Origin of the sequence: Nostoc sp. NMS2 (assembly GCF_017115105.1) — a bacterium.
In the GTDB taxonomy this organism is placed as follows: domain Bacteria; phylum Cyanobacteriota; class Cyanobacteriia; order Cyanobacteriales; family Nostocaceae; genus Nostoc.
Window position 1 is genome coordinate 67817 of record NZ_JABXKH010000069.1, and the last position, 23267, is coordinate 91083.

The following is a 23267-nucleotide window of genomic DNA, read 5'->3' on the forward strand; positions in this document are numbered from 1 at the left end:
AAAAGTAAAGGGCAATTTTACTATGACCAAAGCACCTGTTGCTCCGGTGGTGCTAGTCATTTTAGACGGATGGGGCTACTGCGACCAAACGCGAGGAAACGCCATTATTGCTGCTAAAACTCCAATCGTGGACAGTTTATGGGCAGCTTACCCTCATACCCTCATCCACACATCAGGAAAAGCCGTAGGGTTGCCAGAAGGTCAAATGGGCAACTCGGAAGTTGGTCATTTGAACATTGGTGCTGGGCGAGTGGTACCGCAAGAACTTGTACGCATCTCCGATGCGGTTGAAGACGGTTCTATTGCCTTAAACCCAGCACTTGTCAAAATTTGCCAGGAAGTTCGTTCTCGGAATAGCAAGCTGCATCTAGTAGGACTTTGTTCTGAGGGAGGGGTACATTCGCATATTACCCATCTATTCGGACTACTTGACTTAGCCAAAGACCAGCGAATTCCAGAAGTTTGTATTCACGCCATCACCGATGGTCGTGACACCGCCCCAACTGACGGTGTAAGAGCAATCACACTGCTGCAAGATTATATAGAGCGTACAGGAATTGGGCGCATAGTCACTCTTAGCGGTCGCTACTACGCTATGGATCGCGATCATCGCTGGGATCGGGTCAAACGCGCCTACGACGTGATGACTCAAGATGGTGTGAGTGATAATCGCACGGCTTTAGAAATCTTGCAAGCATCTTACGCTGAAGGGGTAAAAGATGAATTTGTCAACCCAATCCGAATTGCACCAGGCGCAATAAAACCAGGGGATGGGGTGATATTTTTCAACTTCCGCCCCGATCGCGCCAGACAATTAACTCAAGCTTTAGTCAGTCCCAAATTTGACGGTTTTGAAAGACAGCAAATCACACCCCTGTCTTTTGTCACCTTTACACAGTATGATTCAGACTTACCGGTGGCTGTAGCCTTTGAGCCTCAGAATCTCAGTAACATTCTGGGAGAAGTCATAGCCAATCACAGTCTGAATCAGTTCCGCACCGCCGAAACCGAAAAATACGCCCATGTCACCTATTTCTTTAATGGGGGTCTGGAGGAACCTTTTGCTGGAGAAGATCGAGAACTAGTAAGCAGCCCGATGGTAGCGACTTACGATCACGCCCCAGCTATGTCAGCAGTAGCAGTTACAGATGTGGCGATCGCTGCGATTCAAAAGGGTATATATTCTCTAGTTGTGATTAACTATGCTAACCCAGATATGGTAGGGCATACTGGTCAAATCGACGCTACCATTACAGCAGTTGAAACAGTTGATCGCTGTTTGGGACGCTTATTAGAGAGCGTTATCAAAGCCGGTGGTACAACAATTATTACTGCCGATCATGGCAACGCTGAGTATATGCTAGATGAAGGGGGTAATCCCTGGACAGCCCACACAACTAACCCAGTCCCCTTTATCTTGGTAGAAGGCGAGAAAATCAAAATCCCTGGATATGGTACAAATGTCGAACTGCGAACCGATGGCAAACTATCCGACATCGCCCCCACAATTCTAGAGATTTTACAGCTGCCTCAACCACCAGAAATGACCGGGCGATCGCTGCTGAAAACAGCAGATTATGAACTGCAACGCACTCGCACCCCCGTGCAAGTAGGACTGTAAAAGAGTTCTGAGTACAGACGTGATTAATCGCGTCTCTACAAGAGTTAGGAGTTTTTAATAGACTCCTAACTTCTGAATTCTGTTTTTTGAAACTTTTTATAAATGAGATTCCTACCATGACAGCTACTAATATCGTGCAAGGCATTTGGGCGTTTTCCGCCACTGGTTTGATTATCTTAGTTTTACTACATAGCCCCAAAGGTGATGGGATTGGAGCCATTGGTGGACAAGCCCAGCTATTTAGCAGCACCAAAAGTGCAGAAAACACCTTAAACCGAATTACTTGGGCATTAACAGTAATTTTTCTCGGTTTAACAGTAGTTTTAAGTGCCGGTTGGCTGCCTAAATAAGGATAGGTAAATGGGGAAAAGAACCCAACACCCAATACTTAATACCCTAATAAATTTAATTTCACAACGGTTAATTACAGCTCTTGCCTTATTTCTTGGCACAGGGCTGTTAATCGTTTTTACTAATCTCCAGTCGAGTCGGGGGTTGACAATAATACAAAAATATGCATATTCAGACTTAATAATCTCTCTTCCCATCTCCTCATCCTCCCCAAAACCCCATCCCTTACCGCCCACACTTGCACAGTGGCAAGATAACACTAACAGTGGTGACTACTTTTCCCAAGTCACAATAACCCAAGTTGGTTATTTAGTCTGGTCACAATTTCCCATTCGAGTTTACGTGGAACCACCAAGAGCCGTTAATGAAAAACAAGCTCAAGTATGGGTTAACGGTGTCTTGCAGGGTGTAAAAGAATGGAGTAATTATTTACCCATAACAGTAGTCGAACAGCCAGAAAGTGCCGATATTACAATTGTGCGAAAAGCGCCACCTCTACAAATTTCGCCTGATAGTAATATACCTCGTGCGCGATCGGCACAAACTACTTACGAGTTATACACTACCAACAAAGTTTTATCCCACCGCTTCACCATCTTGTTAAGCCCCAGTCAAACAGGTGAATATCTCATTGCAGCTACCCGCCACGAATTTGGCCATGCACTGGGAATTTGGGGTCATAGTCCGCTACAAACTGATGCTTTATACTTTTCCCAAGTTCGTAACCCGTCGTCTATTTCTCCCAGAGATGTAAATACTCTAAAGCGAGTTTATGAACAACCAACCAGTTTAGGATGGTCTTTAATGGATAATTCAAAAATAAATTGATCGAAAGGTAGACTATAACTTTGCCACTACGGTAAAAATGCTACTAATAGCAAAATAATGACAAATCCGTACTCCCATGACTAACTTAAATGTACAGCTACCCAAATCTTTATATAAACAAATTGAAGCTTTAGCAGCAAGAGAAAATATTTCTATTGAACAACTTGCAACTATTGCCTTATCTGCACAAGTTTCTGCATGGATGACTAAAGACTATTTGGAAGAAAAAGCCAAAAGTGGTAGTTGGGCAAAATTTCAGCAAGTTTTGAATAAAGTGCCTAACGTAGAATCAGAAGAATATGATAAATTTTAGCGACTTAATTTTATGGTGTTGCTGAGTTAAAACATGAATATGTCTCGTGCAAAAAACCAAAAATTTAAGATTAAGGCAACCAATTTTTATCAAAAATTTGCTCTAAAGTATAAGGACATAATTCAGGTAAATTGGTTAGCTTTGTTTTAGCCTTAACATAATCTAAGGCATTAGCATAAATTATGCTGAAATTATCCTCTAAATGGTTGCGTAAATTCGCACTTAAATCTTCATTAATTTGATTACGAAAACTAATAATTTCGGCAGCCCAATTATTAGCATTTCTTGGATTTTCTAAATCCCAATATTGATAAAGCAATAAATGTCTAATAATCTGTTCCAACAAACTTCTGACTCGCCTTTTTTCGTTTTTCGCCAAATCTTCCAGTTCTTCTATTAAGTTTTCATAGTCAACTTCTGCTAATTGCCTAGCTTTGAGACATTTAATAGTCTCCTCTAACCATTGCAGGTAATTGGATTCATATAATGTTTTTAGGTCAATAATTGCAGTCATTTGTTGATTTTGTAACTTGAATTTTTGTTAGATTATATTTGATTTTAACGAATATATTAATTTTTTTCATTGGCATTTGAGCAATAATAATATACCCCGTGAGCGTTCCGCAGAAACTCGCTACGAGTTATACATCAGCAGTAATATTTTATTTATTCTACCGCTTCACCATTGGCTCAAAGAGATTTTAAGGTGTCTTAGCACGTTAACCCCTGATTAACTATCTCTCCTACCGCCCATCACCAATTAACACAAAAGGCGACCAGAAGTGCAGTTATTGATTCTCAGCCGTCCCCCAATATAGAGTAGCCAGTAGCAACAAAAATACCCAAACATTTAAATAAGACGTTGTTGCCCGATCGCACTCATTACCATCTGAGAATTTACAGTGCGATCGCACTTCTTCCCTTTCCCTAAGCTCTACGACTTAGCGGTAGAGGTCGCTGTGCTAAAACTTCTTTATAAAGGTCTTCGAGCAGAGTAATATTTTTACTGAGGGTATAGCGGTCTAATACACGCTGTCTGGCTTTTTGCCCAAGTAAAGTTGTTAACTCTGGATGGTCTTGCAACACTGGCAAGAGGGTTTTTAACTGCGATCGCGCGGTTTTAGTACTAATCACTATACCTGCGCCCTTTTCTAATACTTCTCCATCTGCACCCACGTCTGTTGCTAAACAAGCCAACCCACATGACATTCCCTCTAACAGAGATAGAGACAAACCCTCTACCAATGAAGGTAGAACAAATACATCTGCGCCCCGCAAAATCTCAATTCGTCGGTCTTCATCAGCGACAAATCCTAACCAGATAATGCCGTATTCTGAACCATAAAACGGCTCTAAGGAAGACTTTAAAGGGCCATCACCAACAATTAGCAACTTCGTACCGGGCCCCATTGCCGACTGCTTCCAAGCCCGGAGGAGGGCTTCGACATTTTTCTCTGGCGCTATTCGACCCTGGTAAACAAACAAGCGTTCGGCTTTAAATTCTGCTTTGATTTGAGAAAATCCTGGAGAATACTTAATAGTATCAACACCGTTAGGAATTACAGCAATATTTTCTTCCCTTACGCCCATCCCTGCCAATAATTCTCGCTGAATTTGGGAAAATACAATCACGCGATCGTAGTTAACTAAAAAAGGTGCGTAAAGCTGATAAGCCAAAAGTTGTGTTCCTGATACCAGCTTTGCCCCCTTGCCAGCAAAGGGTGTGTGAAAAGTTGCAATTAGAGGCAATCTTAGTTCCTCACAGATTTCCGGTAGAAAAAAGTCTAGAGGAGATAATGTTAAGGAAGCATGGACTACATCTGGTTTGATTTCCCGCAGCGAGTCTGTTAAAACTTTGGTTGCTTTAAAAGTGGGAATTGTATAAACCTGAGACTTGTAAATGAACGGGAGGGAAACCTCTCGAAGATTTGGCCAATTATCAGGTTCAGACTCTTCCTGGGCGAAGTGAAGAAAGCTAACTTGATGTCCCCTATCTAGCAAAGCATTTGTAATTTCTCGACTGTAGGTGACATTGCCGCAAAAGGGTGATTTTTTTCCAATCCAGGCTATACGCATTCTTTATTTAGCTGTAAGAAAAGCGGGTTTGAGCTATTTATTGTGTGCCCTTTGTGATTTTTATTTTATCTAGTTATACTTGCTGGTTTTTTATTTATTAAAAATTGCCACCACATTTTAGTTTAAAAAGCATATTTTTAAGCTGATTAAACTCGTGGATTGATGGCTTTATTTAGTTTACGTATAAGTTGTTAATTTCTGATACTTAAACAACTTATTCTGACTAATGTCAGATTGATATCCCACAAGTATATGATAAATTTTCACTGACCACAGTTTAGCATGAACGCAAAATCTTTAAGTAAATATTAATTACTTCAAGGTAATGAATAATAGCTCCTGTCAGCTGATAACTACTTGTGTGAGTTGTACCACGTTAATATACCTCCTGAAAAGACGATCGCTGCTAATCCCAAAAAAACTGCCTGTAATCCCAAAAAGGTTTCTGCTACTCCTGCTAAAGCTAAAGGTAGGGAGAGAGCAATATTAATTACATTGTTTTGTAAACCAAAGACTTTACCACGCATTTCTGGAGGTGTTTCTGTTTGGATTGCGGTTTGCATGGGAATACCCACTAGGGCCCCAAAGATACCTAATAATGCCACCAGTAACAAGACCAGCCACAGTTGGGTTGTAAAGATTGATAGACCAATCAGGGATGCTGCCATACCCATACAACCACAGAGACTTAGTTGGGCGTAGGAAAAGCGTTGACCAAATTGACCGAGAATTGTTGCTCCCGCAGCGATGCCAACACCACCGGCTGCTAGTAAAAAGCCGAACTGGGAAGCTTTCATATTGGGAATTATTTCTGCCATCCGAACAGCTAGAACAGTTAATGCTGCAAAGACAGAAAACAAGATAATTAGCTGAAGCAAAGCATTGCGGACGCGATGATTTGCTTTGAGGTAGGCAAAACCATCTCGCAAATCAGAGAATACGTGAGGGAATTCTGTATCAGGGTGGTGGTGTTTTTCCTTAGTTGCTAGGAGGAATAAAATTAGTCCAGCGATCGCATAACTACCACCGACTAAAAGTTCTTTGCCCAAACTACCACTACCACCAAGTTGCGACCAAAGTCCATCTGCGATCGCTAATAAAGGTTCTCCGACAGCAAACCCAACAATCACCGATGCCATCATCGTTGTTGTATAAAGCGAATTAGCTGAGAGTAAATGCTGTTCTTCTACCACTAAGGGAATTGCCGCCTGTTCTGCCGGTGCAAAAAACTGCGTCAGTGTGGAAACTAGAAAAGTCACACCCAGGATAATCAAAAAACCTACTGGCATGACTCCTACGGGTTTCCAGTCATGAGTCAACCACAGCAGGAAGGGAATTGACAAAACCAGAATGCCGCGCCAAATATTAGTTGCTACTAGCACAGCCTTTTTTGACCAGCGATCGACAAACACCCCAGCAACGGAACCAAATAATACTGCTGGAATCGTAAAAGCCATCATCAAGACTGACACCCAACCACTAATACTCTGATTACTAGCTTGAAACTGAGTATTAATCAAAGCAATCATCAGCACCAAATAAACTTTATCTGCTAGTTGGGAGAAAACTTGACCGCCCCAAAGAGCCAGGAAATTAGGGTTTTTTAATACAGGCAAAAACCCCTGCTGTGTTACATTCCCCGAACCAGCTTCTCCACCTGAACCAGATCCATCTAATTTAGGTGATTCTTTTTCTGGAATAGTAGCTACTGGCAAACTCTGCCCGTTGCTATTTGCCTCAGCAGTAGTTAATTTGTCCTCAGCTTGTATTTCTGATTGACTTGGAACATCAGTTTTTGGGATCTGGGCTGTCCAACTTTGATCGTTTTGAGAAACGTCTTTTGGGGACATTTCTTCGCTATTGATTTGACTAGATGTACACTTTGAAACGGCACTCAAGTGATTCTTGACCGTAGGATCTGAGATCCTATTCTGTTTTTTAACGAGGCTTGGTGACAAAGGCAGGACTTTTTTATCCAAATCAGATGGTTGCATCATGGTTGGCAGCAAAATAAGAATCGATCAAGGTAGCAGAGCGAATAGGGCGGCCTAATTGATACTGAGCATACTGGCGCAAAATCTGCTCAACATATAACCAGTTATGGTCTCTAGCACCATCAATTTGCATTATCTCTGGTTGTGACAGATGTTGAAGCAAAGCCAGTTCCATAGCACCCAGACGACTAGAAATCACAGGTATTTCTTGCCGATGCACAACAACTGTTTGGGCATTAGCCATAGGGTATTGGTCTCTCCCCATCTCCCTCATGTCCCCCTCTCTCTCTGTTCGTAAACGTTTCCAAGCTTCTAAGCAAATTGTTCCACCCGTAGGGACGCTAAATCCTATCTGCCATTTGGGGTCTGTAAAGTCTGGCTTGAGGGAGCGCCCAGATAAGCAGCATACTTGCACTTGCGGCGTTACTCCTGCTAAGGCTAAAAGGTGAAACACCCCATGAGCCAGATGAGCCAAAACACCAGATCCATTTGCATTAGACAATGCTTCTAACCGATGGAGATGTTCATTGAACAACTCATAAAGTTCTTCTTGGGGTTGTTCGCTCAAAGCTTGAGAGAGGACTATTTCTGCTAAATATTGGCTAGCAGCCAATTTTCCCAAATCTTTAGCTAAACCAGGATAAGTTTTTAACGTCTGTGCTTGAGTAATTTTATCAAGCGATCGCCCTTTCGCTATCAATAGTTCATTCACAACAAACATACCACTCCTGCCGCCCAAGCTGGAGTTGTGCTTACGTGCCCCTGGAGCCACTGCTCGAATCAGACCGAATTCTGGTGTCAAAATGGTCACTATTTTATCTGATTCTCCCAGCACCTGAGTTTTAAGATTAATTCCGGTTGCTTTGTAGGTTCTACTCATTAGTCATTAGTATTAGTCATTGGTCATTGGTCATTAGTCATGAGTCAAGGGTCATTAGCTTTGGACAAATGACAAAGGACAAAGGACAAACGACTATTCACCCTTCCCCAGATTATCGCGCTGGCGGATCAAATCGATACCGCGAGATGTACCTAATCTAGTAGCACCCGCTACGATTAAGTCTAGAGCTTGATTGATAGTGTGGATACCACCCGCAGCTTTAATTCCCACCCTTTCTTTTGCCAATTCCTGCAAAAATCGCACATCTGCCACTGTTGCACCGCCATTCCAACCTGTACTAGTTTTTAAGAAAGCCGCTCCCGCCTCCATAGCTATTTCAGCAGCTATTTTTTTCTCCGCATCTGTCAACAGATTGGTTTCCAAAATTACCTTGACAGTTTGCCCAGTCTCTTCACAAATTTCGGCAATTTCCCGGTGGACTTCTTCAGTTTTACCAGCTTTCAACCAGCCCAAGTTCATGACCACATCCAACTCAGTGGCCCCATTATCCGCCGCTTCTTGAGCCTCATACAGCTTCACTGCTGAAGTTGTCGCACCAGACGGAAAGCCAATCACCGTACATACTTTCGGATTCTTGCCGTGGAGGAGTTCGACAGCTTGTTTGACATAGATGGGGTACAAGCAAACTGCCGCAAAATTGAATCTATATGCTTCTTCACACCACTGCTGAACCTGCTCTGGAGTAGCCGTTGGCGTTAACAGGGCGTGATCGATGAATGGCGCAATATCAATATCTGGATAGTCTGCTGCCATCGTGTCTTCTGCCAGTAATTGATTATTAAACTTTATAAAAAATTAAAACATTTCTTATATATATATTAAACCATATTTATTACGAGTTTATCCTGAAAACAAGCTACTAACTTAATTTGGATGTTGGTTTTGTAGATATCGCGGAATTAGTGTAAGTGTTTAAGTTGACATTAGGCTTAGTAAGGTTAGAAATATTAACAGCATTTTTTACATCAATTCTTAAAAAGTTAGTAATAGTTTTAGCTAACGCCTTTGATGCCAAATATGGTACGCCATTACCAATAGTCTTAAACATATTCGTGAGTGACATATTCTCTGGAAATACAAAATTTGCAGGTAAAGATTGAATAGCTAAAGCTTCCGCTACAGATATTCGCCGGATTTTATAGGGATGCAAATGTACTTCATTATTTCCATAGCAAGCTGTCGGAGAGTAACGCCATCTGTGAAGACGCTTGAAAGACTTTTTAGAATCATCTCCTTCATCAATAGCAGCAAATTTTGTGATACCTGCCCTTGGTTGAAAATAGCTTTTAGCATTGGGATGATTCAGCACATTATTTTTTCTAAACCAATATTCAACTGTTAATTCTTGAGGTATACCTTCAGGACAAGGCATGATGGAATTTTCTTGGAATGGATCGCACTTTTGCCAAGGGTAAGCAAAAACCTCTTGTTTAGGATATAAAATGTGATTTTTCCAAGGAAAAGCCTTTTCAGTCAGTAACTTTTCACTACCGACTTTTATTCCTATATCCTTGATAAAATTATTTCGGAAACCAATAAGAATAATTCTTTCCCTATCCTGGGGTACACCATATTCGATAGTATTAATTAACCGCTCTGTTAAGATATAGCCTGCTTCTAGTAATTGTTGCTTAAGCGATTCAAAAAATAAACGGTGCTTTGTCGTTCTCCACAATCCCTTAACGTTCTCAAATAAAAAGAAATCTGGAAGATTGCGACAAATTAATTCAACATAAGAAGCGGAAAGCTTGCCATTATCTCCTAAACGTCCTCTATTTTTCCCACCAATAGAAAAATCAGGACAGGGAGGCCCACCAATGAAGCCCACAATATTATTAAATTTGCGGCAGTCTTGTACTAACTCACGGAAGTGTTGTGCTTGTAAACCTTCGTGAAGTTGGGTTACATCTCTTGTTTCTCCGTAATGATACCCGTATTCTGGCAATGGGAGATTGAGAATCTGCCGTGAATAGCGGTATGCTGCCATGAATGGTGAAAAAATTTCATTGACGTAAACAATATTAAAACCGCTAGTTTCAAAGCCTAAATCTAGGAATCCCGAACCAGCAAAAAACGAGAAAATACAAGGGCGATCGCTCATTCAATAATATTGTGAAACAGTCTTAATTAATATCAGAATACTTAGGGTTTATACTTACGTACCAATCAAAAGTTACAAATTTGAAGACTACTTAAATAGTAAAAAAAATTCACACTTCCTCTAAGTATTTAATATCTAAGTTTACTCAATCTTTAAGGAAAATCCCTGACAGAAAAAGAGTCTGAAGTCACAATTAAATATAGGAGTTTCCAAACTCTAAACAATGTTGAAGACGAATATTTGTCATTCAACAAAAAACCGGGGTACTTCAGCAGACTAACTTTTATGCGAATTTTAATTTACTCTTACAACTACTATCCAGAGCCAATTGGTATTGCCCCACTGATGACTGAATTAGCAGAGGGACTAGTGAAGCGTGGGCATCAAGTGCGCGTAGTCACCGCTATGCCCAACTATCCTGAGCGTCAAATTTACGAGGAATATCGGGGTAAGTGGTATCTCAACGAATCCAAAAATGGTGTTCAAATACAACGCAGTTACGTTTGGATTCGTCCCCAACCCAACCTATTAGATCGGGTGTTACTAGATGCTAGTTTCGTTGTCACTAGTTTTGTGCCTGCCCTCATCGGTTGGCGTCCAGACGTTATTCTTTCAACATCGCCATCCTTGCCAAGCTGTGTACCAGTTGCTCTTTTAGGATGGTTACGTGCTTGTCCTGTGATTTTAAATCTACAAGATATATTACCAGAAGCAGCCGTCCACGTCGGTCTACTGAAAAATAAATTGCTTATAAAGTTATTTACAGTGTTGGAAAAATTTGCTTACCACACTGCCAGTAAAATTAGCGTCATCGCCGATGGGTTTGTGGACAATTTGCGATCTAAGGGCGTAGAAGCTGACAAAATTGTGCAAATTCCTAACTGGGTTGATGTAAATTTTATCCGCCCTTTGCCTAAAGAAAATAACCCTTTCCGTGCAGCACATAATCTAAATGGCAAATTTGTAGTCCTTTATTCTGGCAACATTGCTCTAACCCAAGGCTTAGAAAGCGTTGTCAAAGCTGCTTCTACGTTGCGCCATATCCCAGATATTGTTTTTGTAATCGTTGGAGAGGCAAAAGGTTTAGAGCGATTACAACAAGAATGTCTAGACTGCGGCGCAGATAATGTTTTGCTACTGCCATTTCAACCCCGCAAATCTTTGCCACAAATGTTGGCAGCTGCCGATGTTGGCTTAGTGGTGCAAAAGAAAAATATTGTATCTTTCAATATGCCGTCAAAAATTCAAGTGCTACTTGCCAGTGGAGGGGCTTTAGTTGCCTCTGTCCCTGATAATGGTACAGCAGCAAGAGCAATCAGGCAAAGTGGCGGCGGAGTTGTCGTTCCTCCAGAAGATCCTCAAGCTTTAGCAATGGCAATTTTAGATTTGTACCAAAATCCCGAAAAGGTCAAAACTCTGGGTTATAAAAGTCGCCAATATGCCGTTGAAAACTATGCTTTTGAGCAAGCTTTAAATCAGTATGAGTCGTTGTGTTACTCATTGACAGCAGATCGTCATGCAGCTATTCAGTCTACAAGAGTTACAGTATCTAGAGCAGAAAGCCCATGAGAATGTGAGCGACTCAGAAAGTTGCAATTCTACCCTCATTATCTAAATGCAACTGATTTTGAGGGTAATTAATTATACTTAGAGATATACAGCAATAGACCAATATGCTTAGGTTAAAGAAATTTCTCTTTTGAGGCAAGCAAAGGAAGTAGGGGGAGAGAAAAAAGGCTTAATTCAAGCATATTGAGCAATAGACAAGGGGTTCTCAAATGCGTTTTGAATCCAAAATCCCACAGCTTCACTTCATTAAATATGTGGGAACACCAATTTTTTAACTATCGAGTAGGGGTGCTTTAGTATCTCCTAATACTAAATACTACACTGATGCCAATCACACTTTTGGTAGACCAGGCATGAATCTGCTGTGTTGTATTGTAGTTTTTAGTAGACAGCAATTATCAAACTAGCCCCCATAAACACCTGTTTTTTTGTTAGTATTCAAAAAAACCTATTGACACATTTGTCAGATCAATTGTTTGTTGTTTGTAAGTAAATGTAAACAATTGTTTCAAAGGAAAAAAGCACCTGAGGTTTAATGACTGAATATTTCCAAGGAAATTTCCCATTACAATCTGTCCCACTGACGAAGAGTGTGGTAAAGAGCCACGCCCATACTGACGAGGAGAGCGGAAAATTAGCTGCAACGATAGCAGTTGCTGCATCAGACCGCAAAGCGGGTGAGATTTTATTGCTCAAAGTAGCAGAGGTATCTTACCTAGCCGATTACTTTGTGATGATGACTGGCTATTCTAGGGTACAAGTAAGAGCGATCGCTCAAGCAATTGAAGGAAAAGTCGAAACTGAGTTGCAACGTCGTCCCATAAGGACAGAAGGAAAAGTCGAGGGGAGTTGGGTACTACAAGACTACGGTGATGTGATCGTTCACATCATGATGCCCAAAGAACGGGAGTTTTATAATTTAGAAGCGTTCTGGATTCATGCAGAGCGTATTTCCCTTCCAGAATCTGATGAGGGTGAAGGTAAGCCAACATGATTAGGTCTTCGGTTTCAAATTGCCCAGTTCCCATAGACCAACAACCGCTCAATGAGTACGAACAGTTAAAAACTTCCTGGCTATTTCGTGATAGCACTTTAGATTTGCGCGAGTATATCACGAAAATTGCTTGGATTTGGGGTTTATCTTGGCTGATCGCAGCACCTGTGGCCGCAGCAAGTTTTCCTCCCCACAAGTATATTGCACATTTTATCCTTTGTGGTGCAGCAGCAGCCAGTGTCGGGGTCGTACTGGCACTGGTAAGATTATACTTAGGCTGGTTTTACGTGTGCGATCGCCTTTGCAGTCCCACAGTATTTTATGAAGAGTCAGGCTGGTACGACGGTCAAACTTGGACAAAACCACAAGAAGTACTCAACCGCGATCGCTTAATTGTTGCATACGAAATCAAACCCATTCTGCGGCGGTTGCAATTTACCTTTGCTGGCTTGGCGGGAATGTACGTTACTGGTACGATAGTTTGGCATTTGTTTTAAAGAGTTATTGGTCATTAGTCATTAGCTAAGGACTAATGACCAATGACCAATGACTAAAAATTAATTAAAAAAAGGTAATAAATATAAACCCATGACAATGGGAAAACGAACTCAAGCCACAGCACTGGAAGTCCGGTTGCTGCGGGAAGGTATTATTGAATCCAGGCATATAGTCCAAGCTGTTGTATGCGACGAACGAGGACGGGTTCTAACCGTTGCCGGAAATTCTGAAACTGCTGCATTTATCCGTTCAGCCCTTAAACCATTTCAGGCACTCGCAGTCACCACTACAGGTACACTCGAACGCTATGATCTCAGCGATCGCGACTTAGCAATTATGACAAGTTCCCATAAAGGAACAATAGATCAAGTCCGACAGGTATTTAACATCCTTTGGCGGGCTGATCTTGACCCTACCATACTCCAGTGTCCAATTCCTGAAGGTAAGCACAGTCCTTTGGAATATAATTGCTCTGGAAAACATGCGGGAATGTTAGCTGTTTGTCAGCAACGCCGTTGGCCCTTGAATAACTACTTGGATCGCAAGCACCCAATACAGCAATTGATTTTGGGCAAAGTAGCAGAGTTGCTGCGAATGCCAGCTGCAGAATTTATCAACGCTCATGATGACTGTGGCGCACCAACTTATTTGATGCAACTCGGTCACATGGCATCTTTATATGCGCTGCTAGCCTCTAGTACCAATCTCGATATGGAGCGCATCGTCCGGGCTATGACTCATCACCCCGCAATGGTAGCAGGAGATGGAGAATTTGATACGGAACTAATGCGCTTAACTCCAGGGGAACTGGTTAGTAAAAGTGGTGCCGAAGGAGTACAGTGCATTGGTAGACTTGGTGAAGGCTTAGGATTAGCAATCAAAGTCATGGATGGGACAAAACGAGCAAAACATGCCGTTGCGATTCACTTACTCAAGCAAATGGGTTGGATTAGTCCTAGCGCCGCCGAAAGCCTCTGTGAAAAGTTTACCACCTTGGGAAAATACACCCGTTTAGAAGTAATTGGAGAATTATCGTTTTTATAGTTGCCAAACTCTTGACTATAGGTTACTATAAATAAGTCGAGAGCAACGCGGGATAGAGCAGCCTGGTAGCTCGTCGGGCTCAACGGGCAAAGTTAACTAGACGCTTATTAGTTAAGTTTGCTATGGGCGGCACATAAAGAAACTTATGTGTGTTTATCTGTCAAACTCGGGGAAGCCAATAGCGCGGTAATCCCGAACCAAGCTCCAGAAATGGAGAAGGTGTAGAGACTGGAAGGCAGACACCCTAACGATAAAGGCGAGGGTGAAGGGACAGTCCAGACCACAAACCAGTTAATCTGGGCAACGAAAGTTGTAGTTGGTAAGCATAACCCGAAGGTCAGTGGTTCAAATCCACTTCCCGCCACCAAATGAATGATAAAGCAAAACCCTGTTTTCGTAAAAGATTACAGAGTTTTGTTTTATGCTGATTGTCAGCTACTTAGTCTTACAAATGGACACAAAGCTTAAGGGAGACATAGCAGAATAAGCTGCTGTTCTTCATGCCTTAAAGCGTGGTTGGGGAGTTTTAAAACCTTTTGGCGATCGGCTACCTTACGATCTAGCATTTGATGTACAGGGAACTCTAATTAAAATCCAAGTCAAATATGCTTGGTTGGATGAGCCTTCTGGGAATTATGTTGTAGATAACCGCCGCACTAAAACCAATCGGCGGCTGATGCTTCGAGAAGCATATCATCTATCAGACTTTGATTTTGCCCTAGTATATATAGAAAAACTTGACCTGTTCTATGTCTTTCCCGTAGATGTGTTCATAGATTATGGAAGCGAAATACACCTTGTTGAAGCTGAAAAACGACAGCGTAAACCGCGTTCAGCAGAATATAGGAATGCTTGGGAGTTAATTTCAGCAAAATCTGTAAGTAAAGAAAGTTGTGTTCGATCGCCTGTTAAATTCCCAGAAGCAGGATTTTAATCTATTCTGGAAGAAATAGCCATCTAAAAGGCGCGGAAAATCATGGTTGTGAAGTTGCAGCGACCAATTTTAGTGGGAGGATTGGGACTGTCCTTTTCTCTGTGGATGTTGGACAGTTGGCACGATTCGATAGTGCAGGTGGGTGAGTTTGGTTTGTTGAGTGCCTTAGCTGTAGGCGGTGGTTTGTGGTTATTCCAGCAAAATCGCCCGAAAGACAGTTTAAAGCAGCTAGATGGTATGCTCGTAGATCGGGCGACTGTGGAAAGTGCGATCGCTAAAACTGAAACTGTAATTAACCAACTGGCACAAGAATCAGAAAACCATCCAGCATTACAAACACTGCGAGAACAAGTTAACCAACTATTGTTGGAATTAGACAGACAAGAAATTAAAGTGGCTGTGACTGGCGGTAAATCCGTAGGTAAAAGCACTTTAATTCAAGTGTTGAAGCAAAATCTAGAGACACAAAATTTGGTGTCTTTAGAAGAGACAGCACCTTTATTTAGAGAAACGGGTGACAATTCAGATGCAGCCGTTTTAGCAGAAGTTGCAAAATCTGATTTTGTTCTATTCCTGACAAACGGTGATTTGACAGACTCAGAATTTCAAACCTTACAGCAGCTAAAAGCAGCAAATCAGCCGACAATCCTGGTTTTCAACAAACAAGACCAGTATTTAGCCGATGAAAGCGCCAGCATCTTTAGTCAATTGAAACAGCGAATGCAAGGAAATGTGGTTGCAACAGCCGCCTCTCCCATTGCCATCAAAGTCCGAAAGCATGAGGCTGATGGTGCTGTGCAAGAGTGGATGGAACAACCAGCAGCAGATATCCAGCAGTTGACAGACCATCTGGGTGAAGTTTTGGCACAGCAAAGACAACGCCTGGTTTGGGTAACTACCATGAGGAAAGCTGGGTTGTTGAAAGCTGAGGCGAAAAACTGGTTGAATGGAACTAGACGCGATCGCGCCACCCCAATTATTGAACAATATCAATGGATAGCTGCTGCTGCTGCCTTTGCTAATCCAGTTCCGGCCCTTGATATTTTGGCGACTGCGGCAATTAATGCTCAAATGGTAATGGATTTGGGTAATATCTATCAGCAGAAATTTTCCTTGGAACAGGCGCAAACTGTAGCTGGAACAATGGGAAGTTTGATGTTGAAACTGGGTTTAGTTGAACTTTCTACAAAGGCTATTAGTACTGTTCTCAAAAGTAATGCCGTTACCTTTGTTGCTGGTGGCGTAGTGCAGGGAGTAAGTGCAGCTTATCTGACTAGAGTCGCAGGGTTAAGTCTAATTGAGTATTTCCAACAGCAGGAAATAGCAATAGATTCTGGAACTGGTTTGAATTTGGATAATTTGCGGCAAACATTGCAAAAAGTATTTCAGCAAAATCAGCAGATTGGTTTTTTGCAAGGGTTTGTTAAGCAAGGCGTGAAGCGTTTGTTGCCAGAAGTGCAGCAGGTTGAAGTAGTTGGTATTCAGAAGGCTGTGGGATAATCTCATACACAGGATTACCAAATTTTAGATTTTAGATTTTGGATTTTGGATTGAATGATTCAGAATCCAAAATTTAAACTTTTTGTCAAAGCCAATTTTTTGAACGAACCGCCAAGAACGCAAAGGACACAAAGAAAGAAATACTTATAGCTTTTCCTAATCAAATAAGGTACTTCATAGCCCCCTCCCCGCAAGCGATGAGGGGGTTGGGGGTGGGGTTTTTGTACCTCACTCAACTGGGAACCGCTATAACTTAACTCTATTGCAATCTAAAATCCAAAATCCAAAATTGGCTGACAGTTGCCTAGTGCTGTAGGTAAACCTAAAATTTACCCAAGCCTATTTAGGCTTGGGTGTATTTAATAATTATTGCGAAAGTTGGGAGTTACCAAAAAATTGTGAATAAGGGTAGTTAGCTAAACAGCACCACTGTTTCTATTAAATAGAATAGCTATAGTTTTGAAAATTAGCTTTAAATCGTACACCAAACTCCAATTTTTTTGATACTGCAAATCTAGGCGAATTACATCTTCAAAACTACGGACTGTAGACCGTCCATTGACTTGCCATTCGCCAGTCATACCGGGTTTTACATCTAAACGTTGCCACTCTGGTACTTCATAACGTTCCACTTCATCGGGTGTAGGTGGTCGAGTGCCTACTAAACTCATTTCTCCTTTGAGGACGTTCCAAAATTGAGGTAATTCATCAAGACTAGTTCGCCGTAAAAAGCGCCCTACCTTGGTAACTCTGGGGTCGTTCTCATTCTTAAAAAATGCACCTTGCACTTGGTTTTTAACTTGGGATTTCTTCGCCTCTGCATCCACACACATGGAACGGAATTTCCAAATCTCAAACCGCTTCCCCATCCAGCCACAACGGGTTTGACTAAAGAAAATGGGGCCAGGATCGTTAATTTGAATAGCGATCGCAATCGGAATAAATAAAACTCCTGTAATTAATAAACCAACCATAGATCCTACAATATCTAATAACCGTTTCATCCAAGATGCTACAGAAGCGTGAGTAGTGGGTAATGGCTCTACTTTACGGGAAGTTGTCTTCCGATGATCAACTAAGTCTTCTGGTTCTATTAGTAATCCATCGTCAACCGACTCTAGGGGAAAAACCTGATCCAATCCCGTAAGTTTTAAGACTGCCATGACTTGAGGTGTTACATTCCGCAGTGTTAATGTAATTCCTTTAGTCTGGGCATATTTAAAATTACTGACCAGGGCACCTAAACCACTACTATCCATAAAAGTAGTTTGGTGAAAGTCAATGATGATTTGTTTCGGATGTGAATTGGGCTGAATTAAGCTTTGGCAGGTTTGCTTAAAGCCTAAAGCCTCCAGCACGCTCAACCGCGCGGGCACCTGCATTATAGCCGTGTCGTTTAGGGAATTAACTGGAAAATCGACCTCTGTCGGTTGGCTAGTCATGAAGCTCTGCACTTTCGTTGCCATGTATAATGTAATCTGCCAAACATTATTTTGTCCTCCAAAATTACTTAACCTAATATTTAGAATCAGTAGTAATAAGGACTAATTTTTCTTTACCGGGGCTGAGATTGCAGATCGCTAGCGACGATTCACAATAGAACAAGAAGCCAAAAAACATCCTTTCTGTTGTGCCGACGCAGCGCGATCGCGCTGTTCTCATCTTATGATTGCTAAAACTACGGTTACACCTACCGCACGCCTAATTGAGGTCTTTTCTGCCATTCAAGGGGAAGGACTGAATGTAGGGACACGTCAGATATTTATTCGTTTTGCTTTGTGTGATTTGCGCTGCCACTTTTGTGATAGTGCCCACACTTGGAATGCACCTGCTACTTGTCGGATAGAGCGATCGCCTGGATTGCGCGACTTTGAAATCCACTCTAACCCTGTCCCATTACCCATATTAATCGAATGGGTAAAACAGCAAAATTTACCTTGTTTACACGATAGCATTAGCTTAACTGGGGGTGAACCACTTCTTCATGCCCCATTTCTAACGCAGTTTCTACCCCAAGTGCGAGACATAACTGGTCTACCCATATACTTAGAAACTGGCGGACATCGCCCAGAACAACTAGCGATGATTCTTCCCTATTTAGACTCTGTGGGTATGGATTTCAAATTGCCCAGTGTTAGCGGCGAGAGCCATTGGCAAGAACATGCTAAATTTCTCCAATTATGTTATGACTCATATTTAAATGTTTTTGTCAAGATAATTGTGTCTCAAAACACAGATCCAGCCGAGTTGGAACGTTCAGCTGCGTTGGTGGCAGAGGTTAGTCCAGATATCTCAGTATTTTTACAACCTGTTACGCCTTTAGCAGTATCTGAACAATTCTCCCCAATACCCATGCTTGCGCCTACGGCTGATCAAGTTTTAAGGTGGCAAGCTTTGATGAAAGGGTTTGTCAAGCACGTGCGTGTGATCCCTCAGACGCACAAAATGCTGAACCAACTGTAAAAGCTTCTGTAAAATTTGAGTTTGATAAAGATGTAGTCAAGAAAAAAGTAAGATTCTATGAAATGGGCATTGCTGCCGCTAATTCAGCAAGGCAGCAGTCCACTCAGTAGGCAATCTAATTAAAAAGACCTCTCCCTGGTTTTACTGCGTAAAATCGTCCCTCTCCGAGTCGGAGAGGGAAGACTTGAATTTTAGTTCAAGGTAGGGAGAGGTTTGTCTAACTCACGTTGATTTTAGGTACTTTGGGGGGGTGGGTGATACCCACCCAAGCTACTTTCTAGTTTTTACAGTGCGTCCTCATCTGGAGTTCTAGATTTAGCTTTTGCTTTATTGGCACTGCGTTTGAGGGCAGAGAGTCTTGCTTCGTATCTCGACCGTTGGCGCTTACTAGGGGTATTGTCAATCAGGGTTTTTAAGGCGCTACCAAGACTCTTGTAGGCATTGGGGAGGCTATAACCAAAACGAGTTGCCAAAGCGATCGCTTTCTCATCAGCATTGAGCAATTCTCTTAGTTGCTTTTCCCCACTATTCTTTTGGTACAGTCGCCAGCCTGACACGCCGCATAGCGACAAAGCTAACACCAGTAGTAATCCATCTTGTACCCACAATTCGCCTACAGCACCACCTAAACCGATGGCTAGTGCTGCCATTTCCCAACCATCTTTAGGAATTGTGTCATTTTGAACGCGGGCAACTTCATGCCAGAACAGCAGATTACGCTGATCCATTGCGAGGGCATCCCATTTCACCAAGTCAATTTGAATTTCTACCTGGTCTTTACCAATTTCTTCGCAGCGAACCAGGGGTGGATTGACCTCAGTTGTGCCTTCAACCGTAACCCAGCTCTGTAATTCTGGCGGTAGTAAGCCTTTCAACCGCCGTAGTTCACTCATTTCCGCTTTGGCAGAGGAGGTTGCATAGGATGTCATAATATCCAGCCCCAGAAAATTTCAGTATATAGTGAGGGTATCACTTTGGAGTATAGCGATTTAAGTGATGATCCGTCTCAGTCGTTAGGAAAACTTCCTCGCTTTTTTCGAGCTTCCATTGCCTTTTCTAGCAAATCTAACAATCCTGGAGCTTCTTCTTGGATACTGAGTAACAGTCTTTCCCCAAGTTCTATATTTCCCGGATCAAGACCTGTTGCCATCACTTCTTTGAGGCGAGGTATTGCTATACCATCTACAATCTGAATTAACCCACTCAGACAACGGTGAAATTGCTTTTCGGTGAGAATCGAGTCTTCTAAAGGAAACTCAATAATGGCACGAATTTCACCATCGGACGGGTCATACTCCCATTGCAACATTTTGGTTTCCCAGGAAATGGCAAGCATTGTCTGTAGGATAACTCCCTTGTGAGGGTGGTCTTGAATTCCTGCCAGAACTTGCGGGGCAAATACCCGAAAAAATTTTCCCTCTTCATCCAACTGGACAACTATCAGAAAATCTTCTAGGTTATCAGCTTCTACACCTGTTATTATCCGGTCTTCTTCATCATCAAAACGGTAGTCCCAACCAAGGTTGTCTAAATAGTTGGCAATCTGTTTGAGGTTAGCTCCCATAAAAGCCTCATAAGGAACGGTGGAGCAGTTGTTACCAGACCTAGTTTAACCTGCTAGGGGTAGTTCTTTAGGTTGGTGTTGATACTTCTGATTACATATAAGTATGCAATTAGGGCACGGGCATTGGGAATTGGAGATAGGAAAAATAGATGATCGTTCGGCGCTGTGAATGATATTTTCTGGAGGACTTTTACTCATTCTTAAAGAAGCACACTTCAAATTGTTGTTTCGCTAGGTTGTCAATGTATTCTTGAAATAGAAATTCTTAAATCAAACACCGCCAGAAATTGGAATTCAACCTGTGCCTGCTAAAGATGCTTTTCATGCAGTTGTCAAGACAGCACTTGAGAAAGAAGGGTGGTTAATCACTCATGATCCTTATACCCTCCAGGCGGGAACCATTGAGCTATATATTGATTTAGGAGCAGAAAAAGTTATTGCAGCCGAAAAACAAGGACAAAAAATAGCTGTTGAAATTAAAAGTTTTTTGAGTCCTTCAAAAATCACAGAACTTTATGCTGCATTAGGACAATTTATCATTTACCGAATTGCTTTACAAAAACAAGAAGCCAATCGCACTTTATATTTAGCAGTTCCTAGTACTGTCTATAATGAGTTTTTTATACTTCCATTTATCCAATCTGTCATTCAAAGTAATCAACTCTGTTTACTAATTTATAATATTGAACAGGAGGCGATCGCCCAATGGCAAAGCTAGAGGAATATCAACAATATATTAAGAATTTGCTTCAACAACACGCTAGTACTGTTTGGGATAATCGCATTCAAGCAGAGACAATTTTTGATACAGAACACGATCGTTATCAATTAGTTTATGTAGGTTGGCGAGATCAAAATCGTATATATGGGCCTGTTCTCCATCTAGATATTATTGACGAGAAAATCTGGATTCAGCAAGATGGTACAGAGGTAGGAATTGCTAATGAGTTGGTTGAATTAGGTGTACCAAAAGAAGATATTGTTTTGGGTTTTCAGTTACCATCTGTGCGTAAATATACAGACTTTGCTGTTAATTGAGGGCTGGTTTCAATCCGCGTTCAACAGGCAGCGATTTCCTTTACTTATGATTGTATCTGCGATCGCTCTGCATCTTCTCATTAAAAAGTGCGATCGCTATTAGACAGAATAAAACTCAAATTGGGAATACTGAGTAAAGCGCAGATATTTGCTGCGTATAAGTGGCTTGCTATAAAACATCGGGCTGCTGATGCTTTACCAACTAGGAGAATATTATGGACGCACTTACATTAACTTTTGCACTTGCCCCTCACATTGTTAGGGGGTTAGCTAGTGGTATATATGTACGAACTGGCGGTGTAATTCAAGATGCTGTAACAAAACAAGTTGTAACTTGGTTAAGAGATTTAGTACCAACGCCAACTAATTCTCCTAATAATTTACTTAACCTTGTTGTTTCAGGGGCTAATACAGCTGTCACAGCGAAAGGACTAGCTGATGTCAACGGGCGTTTAGGTGGTATTGAAAATCAGTTAGGAGAACTTGGGCAAAGTTTACAACTTAATCAAGGAATTCTACAGATAACTACTGCTGCTAGTGTACTTAGCCTTGGTGTTTCAGTAATGGGCTTTGCTGTAATAGCGCAGCGCCTCAAGGAGCTAGAAAAACGCCTAAAACAAGCAGAAGAACTATTGAGCAAAGTCAACCGCAAAATTGACCTTAGTTTCTATGCTAATTTTCGTGCTGCAATTGAGTTAGCAATTAATGCGTTTACGATGACCAAAACTGAAAATCGTAGAAGCAGCGCTCTGCAAGCTATAAACCGTTTCTTAGAAGCAGAGCATATTTATACTGAATACACGGATATTGAAATTGAGGAACAGAGCCAAATAGCTGATGAATATCTACTGACTTTATCTTTAGCCTACCTAGCTGAAGCACGTTGTTATCTTGAATTAGAAGAACACGAAACAGCACTTCGCCGTTTTCAAGAAGGGGCAAAAGTTATCCGTTCTCGTACTGAGAAATATGTTGAAATTCTACTTACTTCTAACCCCGCAGCATATTTACAGCCTAAGTTTAAAGATGTAATTGATTTACGAAGAATGACACGAATTTACCAATGGGTTAATCCAACTTTAGACGAAAATGATGTATTTAATATTGAACGTGAGAATTTATTTAAAATAGCAACAGTTCCTTACGAATGGGTAGAATCTTTGCCAGTGGCAATTTTAACTCGCGTTGAGGTTGAAGGTGGTTGGTTTGGGCCAAGCCACGAAGATTTGAAGAAAGAAGCTGATAAACGTCTTCCCCAAGTGCTGGAAGTAATGGAATCTATGATTGAAACCAATCGCCGTTTTGAAGCATATCAAACAGAAGTACAAGCAATATCCCAATTAGGAATCAGCTTTCATGACTGGCTTAAATTTACTCCGTCTACAGAAATTAAACCAGACGGCGCAGAATTAATGTACATTATTCCATCCAAACCTCTAGAGTTATAGCCTTCCGTGTGGACGAAGTACAGCATTTCA

Annotated in this window: 22 protein-coding genes and 1 pseudogene; 14 read left to right on the plus strand and 9 right to left on the minus strand. The window is 41.6% G+C overall.

Features of this window, described 5'->3' with window-relative positions:
- Positions 1 to 22 precede the first annotated feature (22 nt).
- The 4 genes from gpmI to HWQ36_RS14520 all read left to right on the plus strand — a co-directional run bounded on the left by gpmI (position 23) and on the right by HWQ36_RS14520 (position 3113).
- Positions 23 to 1621: a 2,3-bisphosphoglycerate-independent phosphoglycerate mutase gene (gene gpmI, locus HWQ36_RS14505; protein ID WP_292703818.1), complete on the plus strand. Its 1599-nt coding sequence runs from the start codon at positions 23 to 25 to the stop codon at positions 1619 to 1621.
- 116 nt (positions 1622 to 1737) lie between these two features.
- Complete coding sequence (gene secG / locus HWQ36_RS14510) at positions 1738 to 1971, plus strand: preprotein translocase subunit SecG (RefSeq protein WP_012410686.1); 234 nt, start codon at positions 1738 to 1740, stop codon at positions 1969 to 1971.
- 10 nt (positions 1972 to 1981) lie between these two features.
- Positions 1982 to 2800: a peptidase gene (locus tag HWQ36_RS14515; protein WP_292703822.1), complete on the plus strand. Its 819-nt coding sequence runs from the start codon at positions 1982 to 1984 to the stop codon at positions 2798 to 2800.
- 76 nt (positions 2801 to 2876) lie between these two features.
- A complete protein-coding gene (locus tag HWQ36_RS14520) occupies positions 2877 to 3113 on the plus strand; it encodes a hypothetical protein (RefSeq protein WP_292703825.1) in 237 nt (78 codons plus the stop codon).
- Between the two features lie 70 nt (positions 3114 to 3183).
- Here the strand turns inward: HWQ36_RS14520 and HWQ36_RS14525 are convergent, their stop codons facing one another.
- From HWQ36_RS14525 to HWQ36_RS14550, 6 genes are all read right to left on the minus strand, one after another.
- Positions 3184 to 3627 carry a DUF29 domain-containing protein gene (locus HWQ36_RS14525; protein WP_292703828.1) on the minus strand — a complete coding sequence of 148 codons (444 nt, stop codon included), beginning with the start codon at positions 3625 to 3627 and terminating at the stop codon, positions 3184 to 3186.
- 413 nt (positions 3628 to 4040) lie between these two features.
- Positions 4041 to 5189 carry a glycosyltransferase family 4 protein gene (locus HWQ36_RS14530; RefSeq protein ID WP_292703831.1) on the minus strand — a complete coding sequence of 383 codons (1149 nt, stop codon included), beginning with the start codon at positions 5187 to 5189 and terminating at the stop codon, positions 4041 to 4043.
- A 353-nt stretch (positions 5190 to 5542) separates the two neighbouring features.
- Entirely contained in the window at positions 5543 to 7183 is a 1641-nt protein-coding gene (locus HWQ36_RS14535) for an MFS transporter (RefSeq protein WP_292703895.1), read from the minus strand.
- Positions 7170 to 8063, minus strand: coding sequence for a DNA repair protein RecO (recO, locus tag HWQ36_RS14540; RefSeq protein ID WP_292703834.1), 894 nt, complete (start codon positions 8061 to 8063; stop codon positions 7170 to 7172). The genes HWQ36_RS14535 and recO overlap by 14 nt, the downstream gene beginning before the upstream one ends.
- A 93-nt stretch (positions 8064 to 8156) precedes the next feature.
- On the minus strand, positions 8157 to 8837 hold the full coding sequence (gene deoC / locus HWQ36_RS14545) for a deoxyribose-phosphate aldolase (RefSeq protein ID WP_292703836.1): 681 nt from the start codon (positions 8835 to 8837) through the stop codon (positions 8157 to 8159).
- A gap of 106 nt (positions 8838 to 8943) precedes the next feature.
- On the minus strand, positions 8944 to 10185 hold the full coding sequence (locus HWQ36_RS14550; protein WP_292703838.1) for a DNA cytosine methyltransferase: 1242 nt from the start codon (positions 10183 to 10185) through the stop codon (positions 8944 to 8946).
- A 285-nt stretch (positions 10186 to 10470) separates the two neighbouring features.
- Here HWQ36_RS14550 and HWQ36_RS14555 point away from each other — a divergent pair, with 285 nt between their 5' ends.
- The 6 genes and pseudogenes from HWQ36_RS14555 (at position 10471) to HWQ36_RS14580 (ending at position 16724) form a co-directional block, all read left to right on the plus strand.
- Positions 10471 to 11754: a glycosyltransferase family 4 protein gene (locus tag HWQ36_RS14555; protein ID WP_292703841.1), complete on the plus strand. Its 1284-nt coding sequence runs from the start codon at positions 10471 to 10473 to the stop codon at positions 11752 to 11754.
- A 535-nt stretch (positions 11755 to 12289) separates the two neighbouring features.
- Positions 12290 to 12748 carry a ribosome silencing factor gene (gene rsfS, locus HWQ36_RS14560; protein ID WP_292703844.1) on the plus strand — a complete coding sequence of 153 codons (459 nt, stop codon included), beginning with the start codon at positions 12290 to 12292 and terminating at the stop codon, positions 12746 to 12748.
- Entirely contained in the window at positions 12745 to 13245 is a 501-nt protein-coding gene (locus HWQ36_RS14565; protein ID WP_292703847.1) for a CGLD27 family protein, read from the plus strand. Before rsfS ends, HWQ36_RS14565 begins: the two co-directional genes overlap by 4 nt.
- 91 nt (positions 13246 to 13336) lie before the next feature.
- Complete coding sequence (locus tag HWQ36_RS14570; RefSeq protein WP_292703850.1) at positions 13337 to 14290, plus strand: asparaginase; 954 nt, start codon at positions 13337 to 13339, stop codon at positions 14288 to 14290.
- 502 nt (positions 14291 to 14792) lie between these two features.
- Positions 14793 to 15224: pseudogene (locus HWQ36_RS14575) on the plus strand (group I intron-associated PD-(D/E)XK endonuclease); the annotation flags it as partial.
- Positions 15225 to 15266: 42 nt separating this feature from the next.
- Positions 15267 to 16724 (plus strand): DUF697 domain-containing protein, encoded by a 1458-nt coding sequence (locus tag HWQ36_RS14580; RefSeq protein WP_292703852.1) that lies wholly within the window; start codon positions 15267 to 15269, stop codon positions 16722 to 16724.
- Between the two features lie 416 nt (positions 16725 to 17140).
- On the opposite strand, the gene HWQ36_RS14585 is transcribed toward HWQ36_RS14580, so the two are convergent.
- A complete protein-coding gene (locus HWQ36_RS14585) occupies positions 17141 to 18190 on the minus strand; it encodes an anti-sigma factor antagonist (RefSeq protein WP_292703854.1) in 1050 nt (349 codons plus the stop codon).
- 199 nt (positions 18191 to 18389) lie between these two features.
- Between HWQ36_RS14585 and HWQ36_RS14590 the strand changes: the two genes are divergently transcribed.
- The gene (locus HWQ36_RS14590; RefSeq protein ID WP_292703857.1) at positions 18390 to 19187 is read left to right on the plus strand and encodes a 7-carboxy-7-deazaguanine synthase QueE; all 798 of its coding nucleotides are present in this window, start codon (positions 18390 to 18392) and stop codon (positions 19185 to 19187) included.
- 284 nt (positions 19188 to 19471) lie between these two features.
- Here the strand turns inward: HWQ36_RS14590 and HWQ36_RS14595 are convergent, their stop codons facing one another.
- Entirely contained in the window at positions 19472 to 20116 is a 645-nt protein-coding gene (locus HWQ36_RS14595) for a DUF3318 domain-containing protein (RefSeq protein WP_292703859.1), read from the minus strand.
- Between the two features lie 77 nt (positions 20117 to 20193).
- A complete protein-coding gene (locus tag HWQ36_RS14600) occupies positions 20194 to 20751 on the minus strand; it encodes a hypothetical protein (RefSeq protein ID WP_094342489.1) in 558 nt (185 codons plus the stop codon).
- Positions 20752 to 21052: 301 nt separating this feature from the next.
- Between HWQ36_RS14600 and HWQ36_RS14605 the strand changes: the two genes are divergently transcribed.
- The 3 genes from HWQ36_RS14605 (at position 21053) to HWQ36_RS14615 (ending at position 23237) form a co-directional block, all read left to right on the plus strand.
- Complete coding sequence (locus HWQ36_RS14605) at positions 21053 to 21469, plus strand: XisH family protein (RefSeq protein WP_292703863.1); 417 nt, start codon at positions 21053 to 21055, stop codon at positions 21467 to 21469.
- On the plus strand, positions 21457 to 21789 hold the full coding sequence (locus HWQ36_RS14610) for a XisI protein (protein WP_292703866.1): 333 nt from the start codon (positions 21457 to 21459) through the stop codon (positions 21787 to 21789). Before HWQ36_RS14605 ends, HWQ36_RS14610 begins: the two co-directional genes overlap by 13 nt.
- A 215-nt stretch (positions 21790 to 22004) precedes the next feature.
- Positions 22005 to 23237, plus strand: a complete 1233-nt coding sequence (locus HWQ36_RS14615; protein WP_292703867.1) for a hypothetical protein — start codon at positions 22005 to 22007, stop codon at positions 23235 to 23237.
- Positions 23238 to 23267 lie beyond the last annotated feature (30 nt).

Excerpts from the sequence above, each read along its gene's own strand:
- HWQ36_RS14615 (WP_292703867.1), top strand. The coding sequence starts at position 22,005 with ATGGACGCACTTACATTAACTTTTGCACTTGCCCCTCACATTGTTAGG.
- recO (WP_292703834.1), bottom strand. The coding sequence starts at position 8,063 with ATGAGTAGAACCTACAAAGCAACCGGAATTAATCTTAAAACTCAGGTG.
- HWQ36_RS14585 (WP_292703854.1), bottom strand. The coding sequence starts at position 18,190 with ATGGCAACGAAAGTGCAGAGCTTCATGACTAGCCAACCGACAGAGGTC.
- HWQ36_RS14580 (WP_292703852.1), top strand. The coding sequence starts at position 15,267 with ATGGTTGTGAAGTTGCAGCGACCAATTTTAGTGGGAGGATTGGGACTG.
- HWQ36_RS14550 (WP_292703838.1), bottom strand. The coding sequence starts at position 10,185 with ATGAGCGATCGCCCTTGTATTTTCTCGTTTTTTGCTGGTTCGGGATTC.
- HWQ36_RS14595 (WP_292703859.1), bottom strand. The coding sequence starts at position 20,116 with ATGACATCCTATGCAACCTCCTCTGCCAAAGCGGAAATGAGTGAACTA.
- HWQ36_RS14520 (WP_292703825.1), top strand. The coding sequence starts at position 2,877 with ATGACTAACTTAAATGTACAGCTACCCAAATCTTTATATAAACAAATT.
- HWQ36_RS14610 (WP_292703866.1), top strand. The coding sequence starts at position 21,457 with ATGGCAAAGCTAGAGGAATATCAACAATATATTAAGAATTTGCTTCAA.
- gpmI (WP_292703818.1), top strand. The coding sequence starts at position 23 with ATGACCAAAGCACCTGTTGCTCCGGTGGTGCTAGTCATTTTAGACGGA.
- HWQ36_RS14530 (WP_292703831.1), bottom strand. The coding sequence starts at position 5,189 with ATGCGTATAGCCTGGATTGGAAAAAAATCACCCTTTTGCGGCAATGTC.
- HWQ36_RS14600 (WP_094342489.1), bottom strand. The coding sequence starts at position 20,751 with ATGGGAGCTAACCTCAAACAGATTGCCAACTATTTAGACAACCTTGGT.
- HWQ36_RS14570 (WP_292703850.1), top strand. The coding sequence starts at position 13,337 with ATGACAATGGGAAAACGAACTCAAGCCACAGCACTGGAAGTCCGGTTG.
- secG (WP_012410686.1), top strand. The coding sequence starts at position 1,738 with ATGACAGCTACTAATATCGTGCAAGGCATTTGGGCGTTTTCCGCCACT.
- HWQ36_RS14565 (WP_292703847.1), top strand. The coding sequence starts at position 12,745 with ATGATTAGGTCTTCGGTTTCAAATTGCCCAGTTCCCATAGACCAACAA.
- HWQ36_RS14590 (WP_292703857.1), top strand. The coding sequence starts at position 18,390 with ATGATTGCTAAAACTACGGTTACACCTACCGCACGCCTAATTGAGGTC.
- HWQ36_RS14535 (WP_292703895.1), bottom strand. The coding sequence starts at position 7,183 with ATGCAACCATCTGATTTGGATAAAAAAGTCCTGCCTTTGTCACCAAGC.
- HWQ36_RS14555 (WP_292703841.1), top strand. The coding sequence starts at position 10,471 with ATGCGAATTTTAATTTACTCTTACAACTACTATCCAGAGCCAATTGGT.
- rsfS (WP_292703844.1), top strand. The coding sequence starts at position 12,290 with ATGACTGAATATTTCCAAGGAAATTTCCCATTACAATCTGTCCCACTG.
- deoC (WP_292703836.1), bottom strand. The coding sequence starts at position 8,837 with ATGGCAGCAGACTATCCAGATATTGATATTGCGCCATTCATCGATCAC.
- HWQ36_RS14515 (WP_292703822.1), top strand. The coding sequence starts at position 1,982 with ATGGGGAAAAGAACCCAACACCCAATACTTAATACCCTAATAAATTTA.
- HWQ36_RS14525 (WP_292703828.1), bottom strand. The coding sequence starts at position 3,627 with ATGACTGCAATTATTGACCTAAAAACATTATATGAATCCAATTACCTG.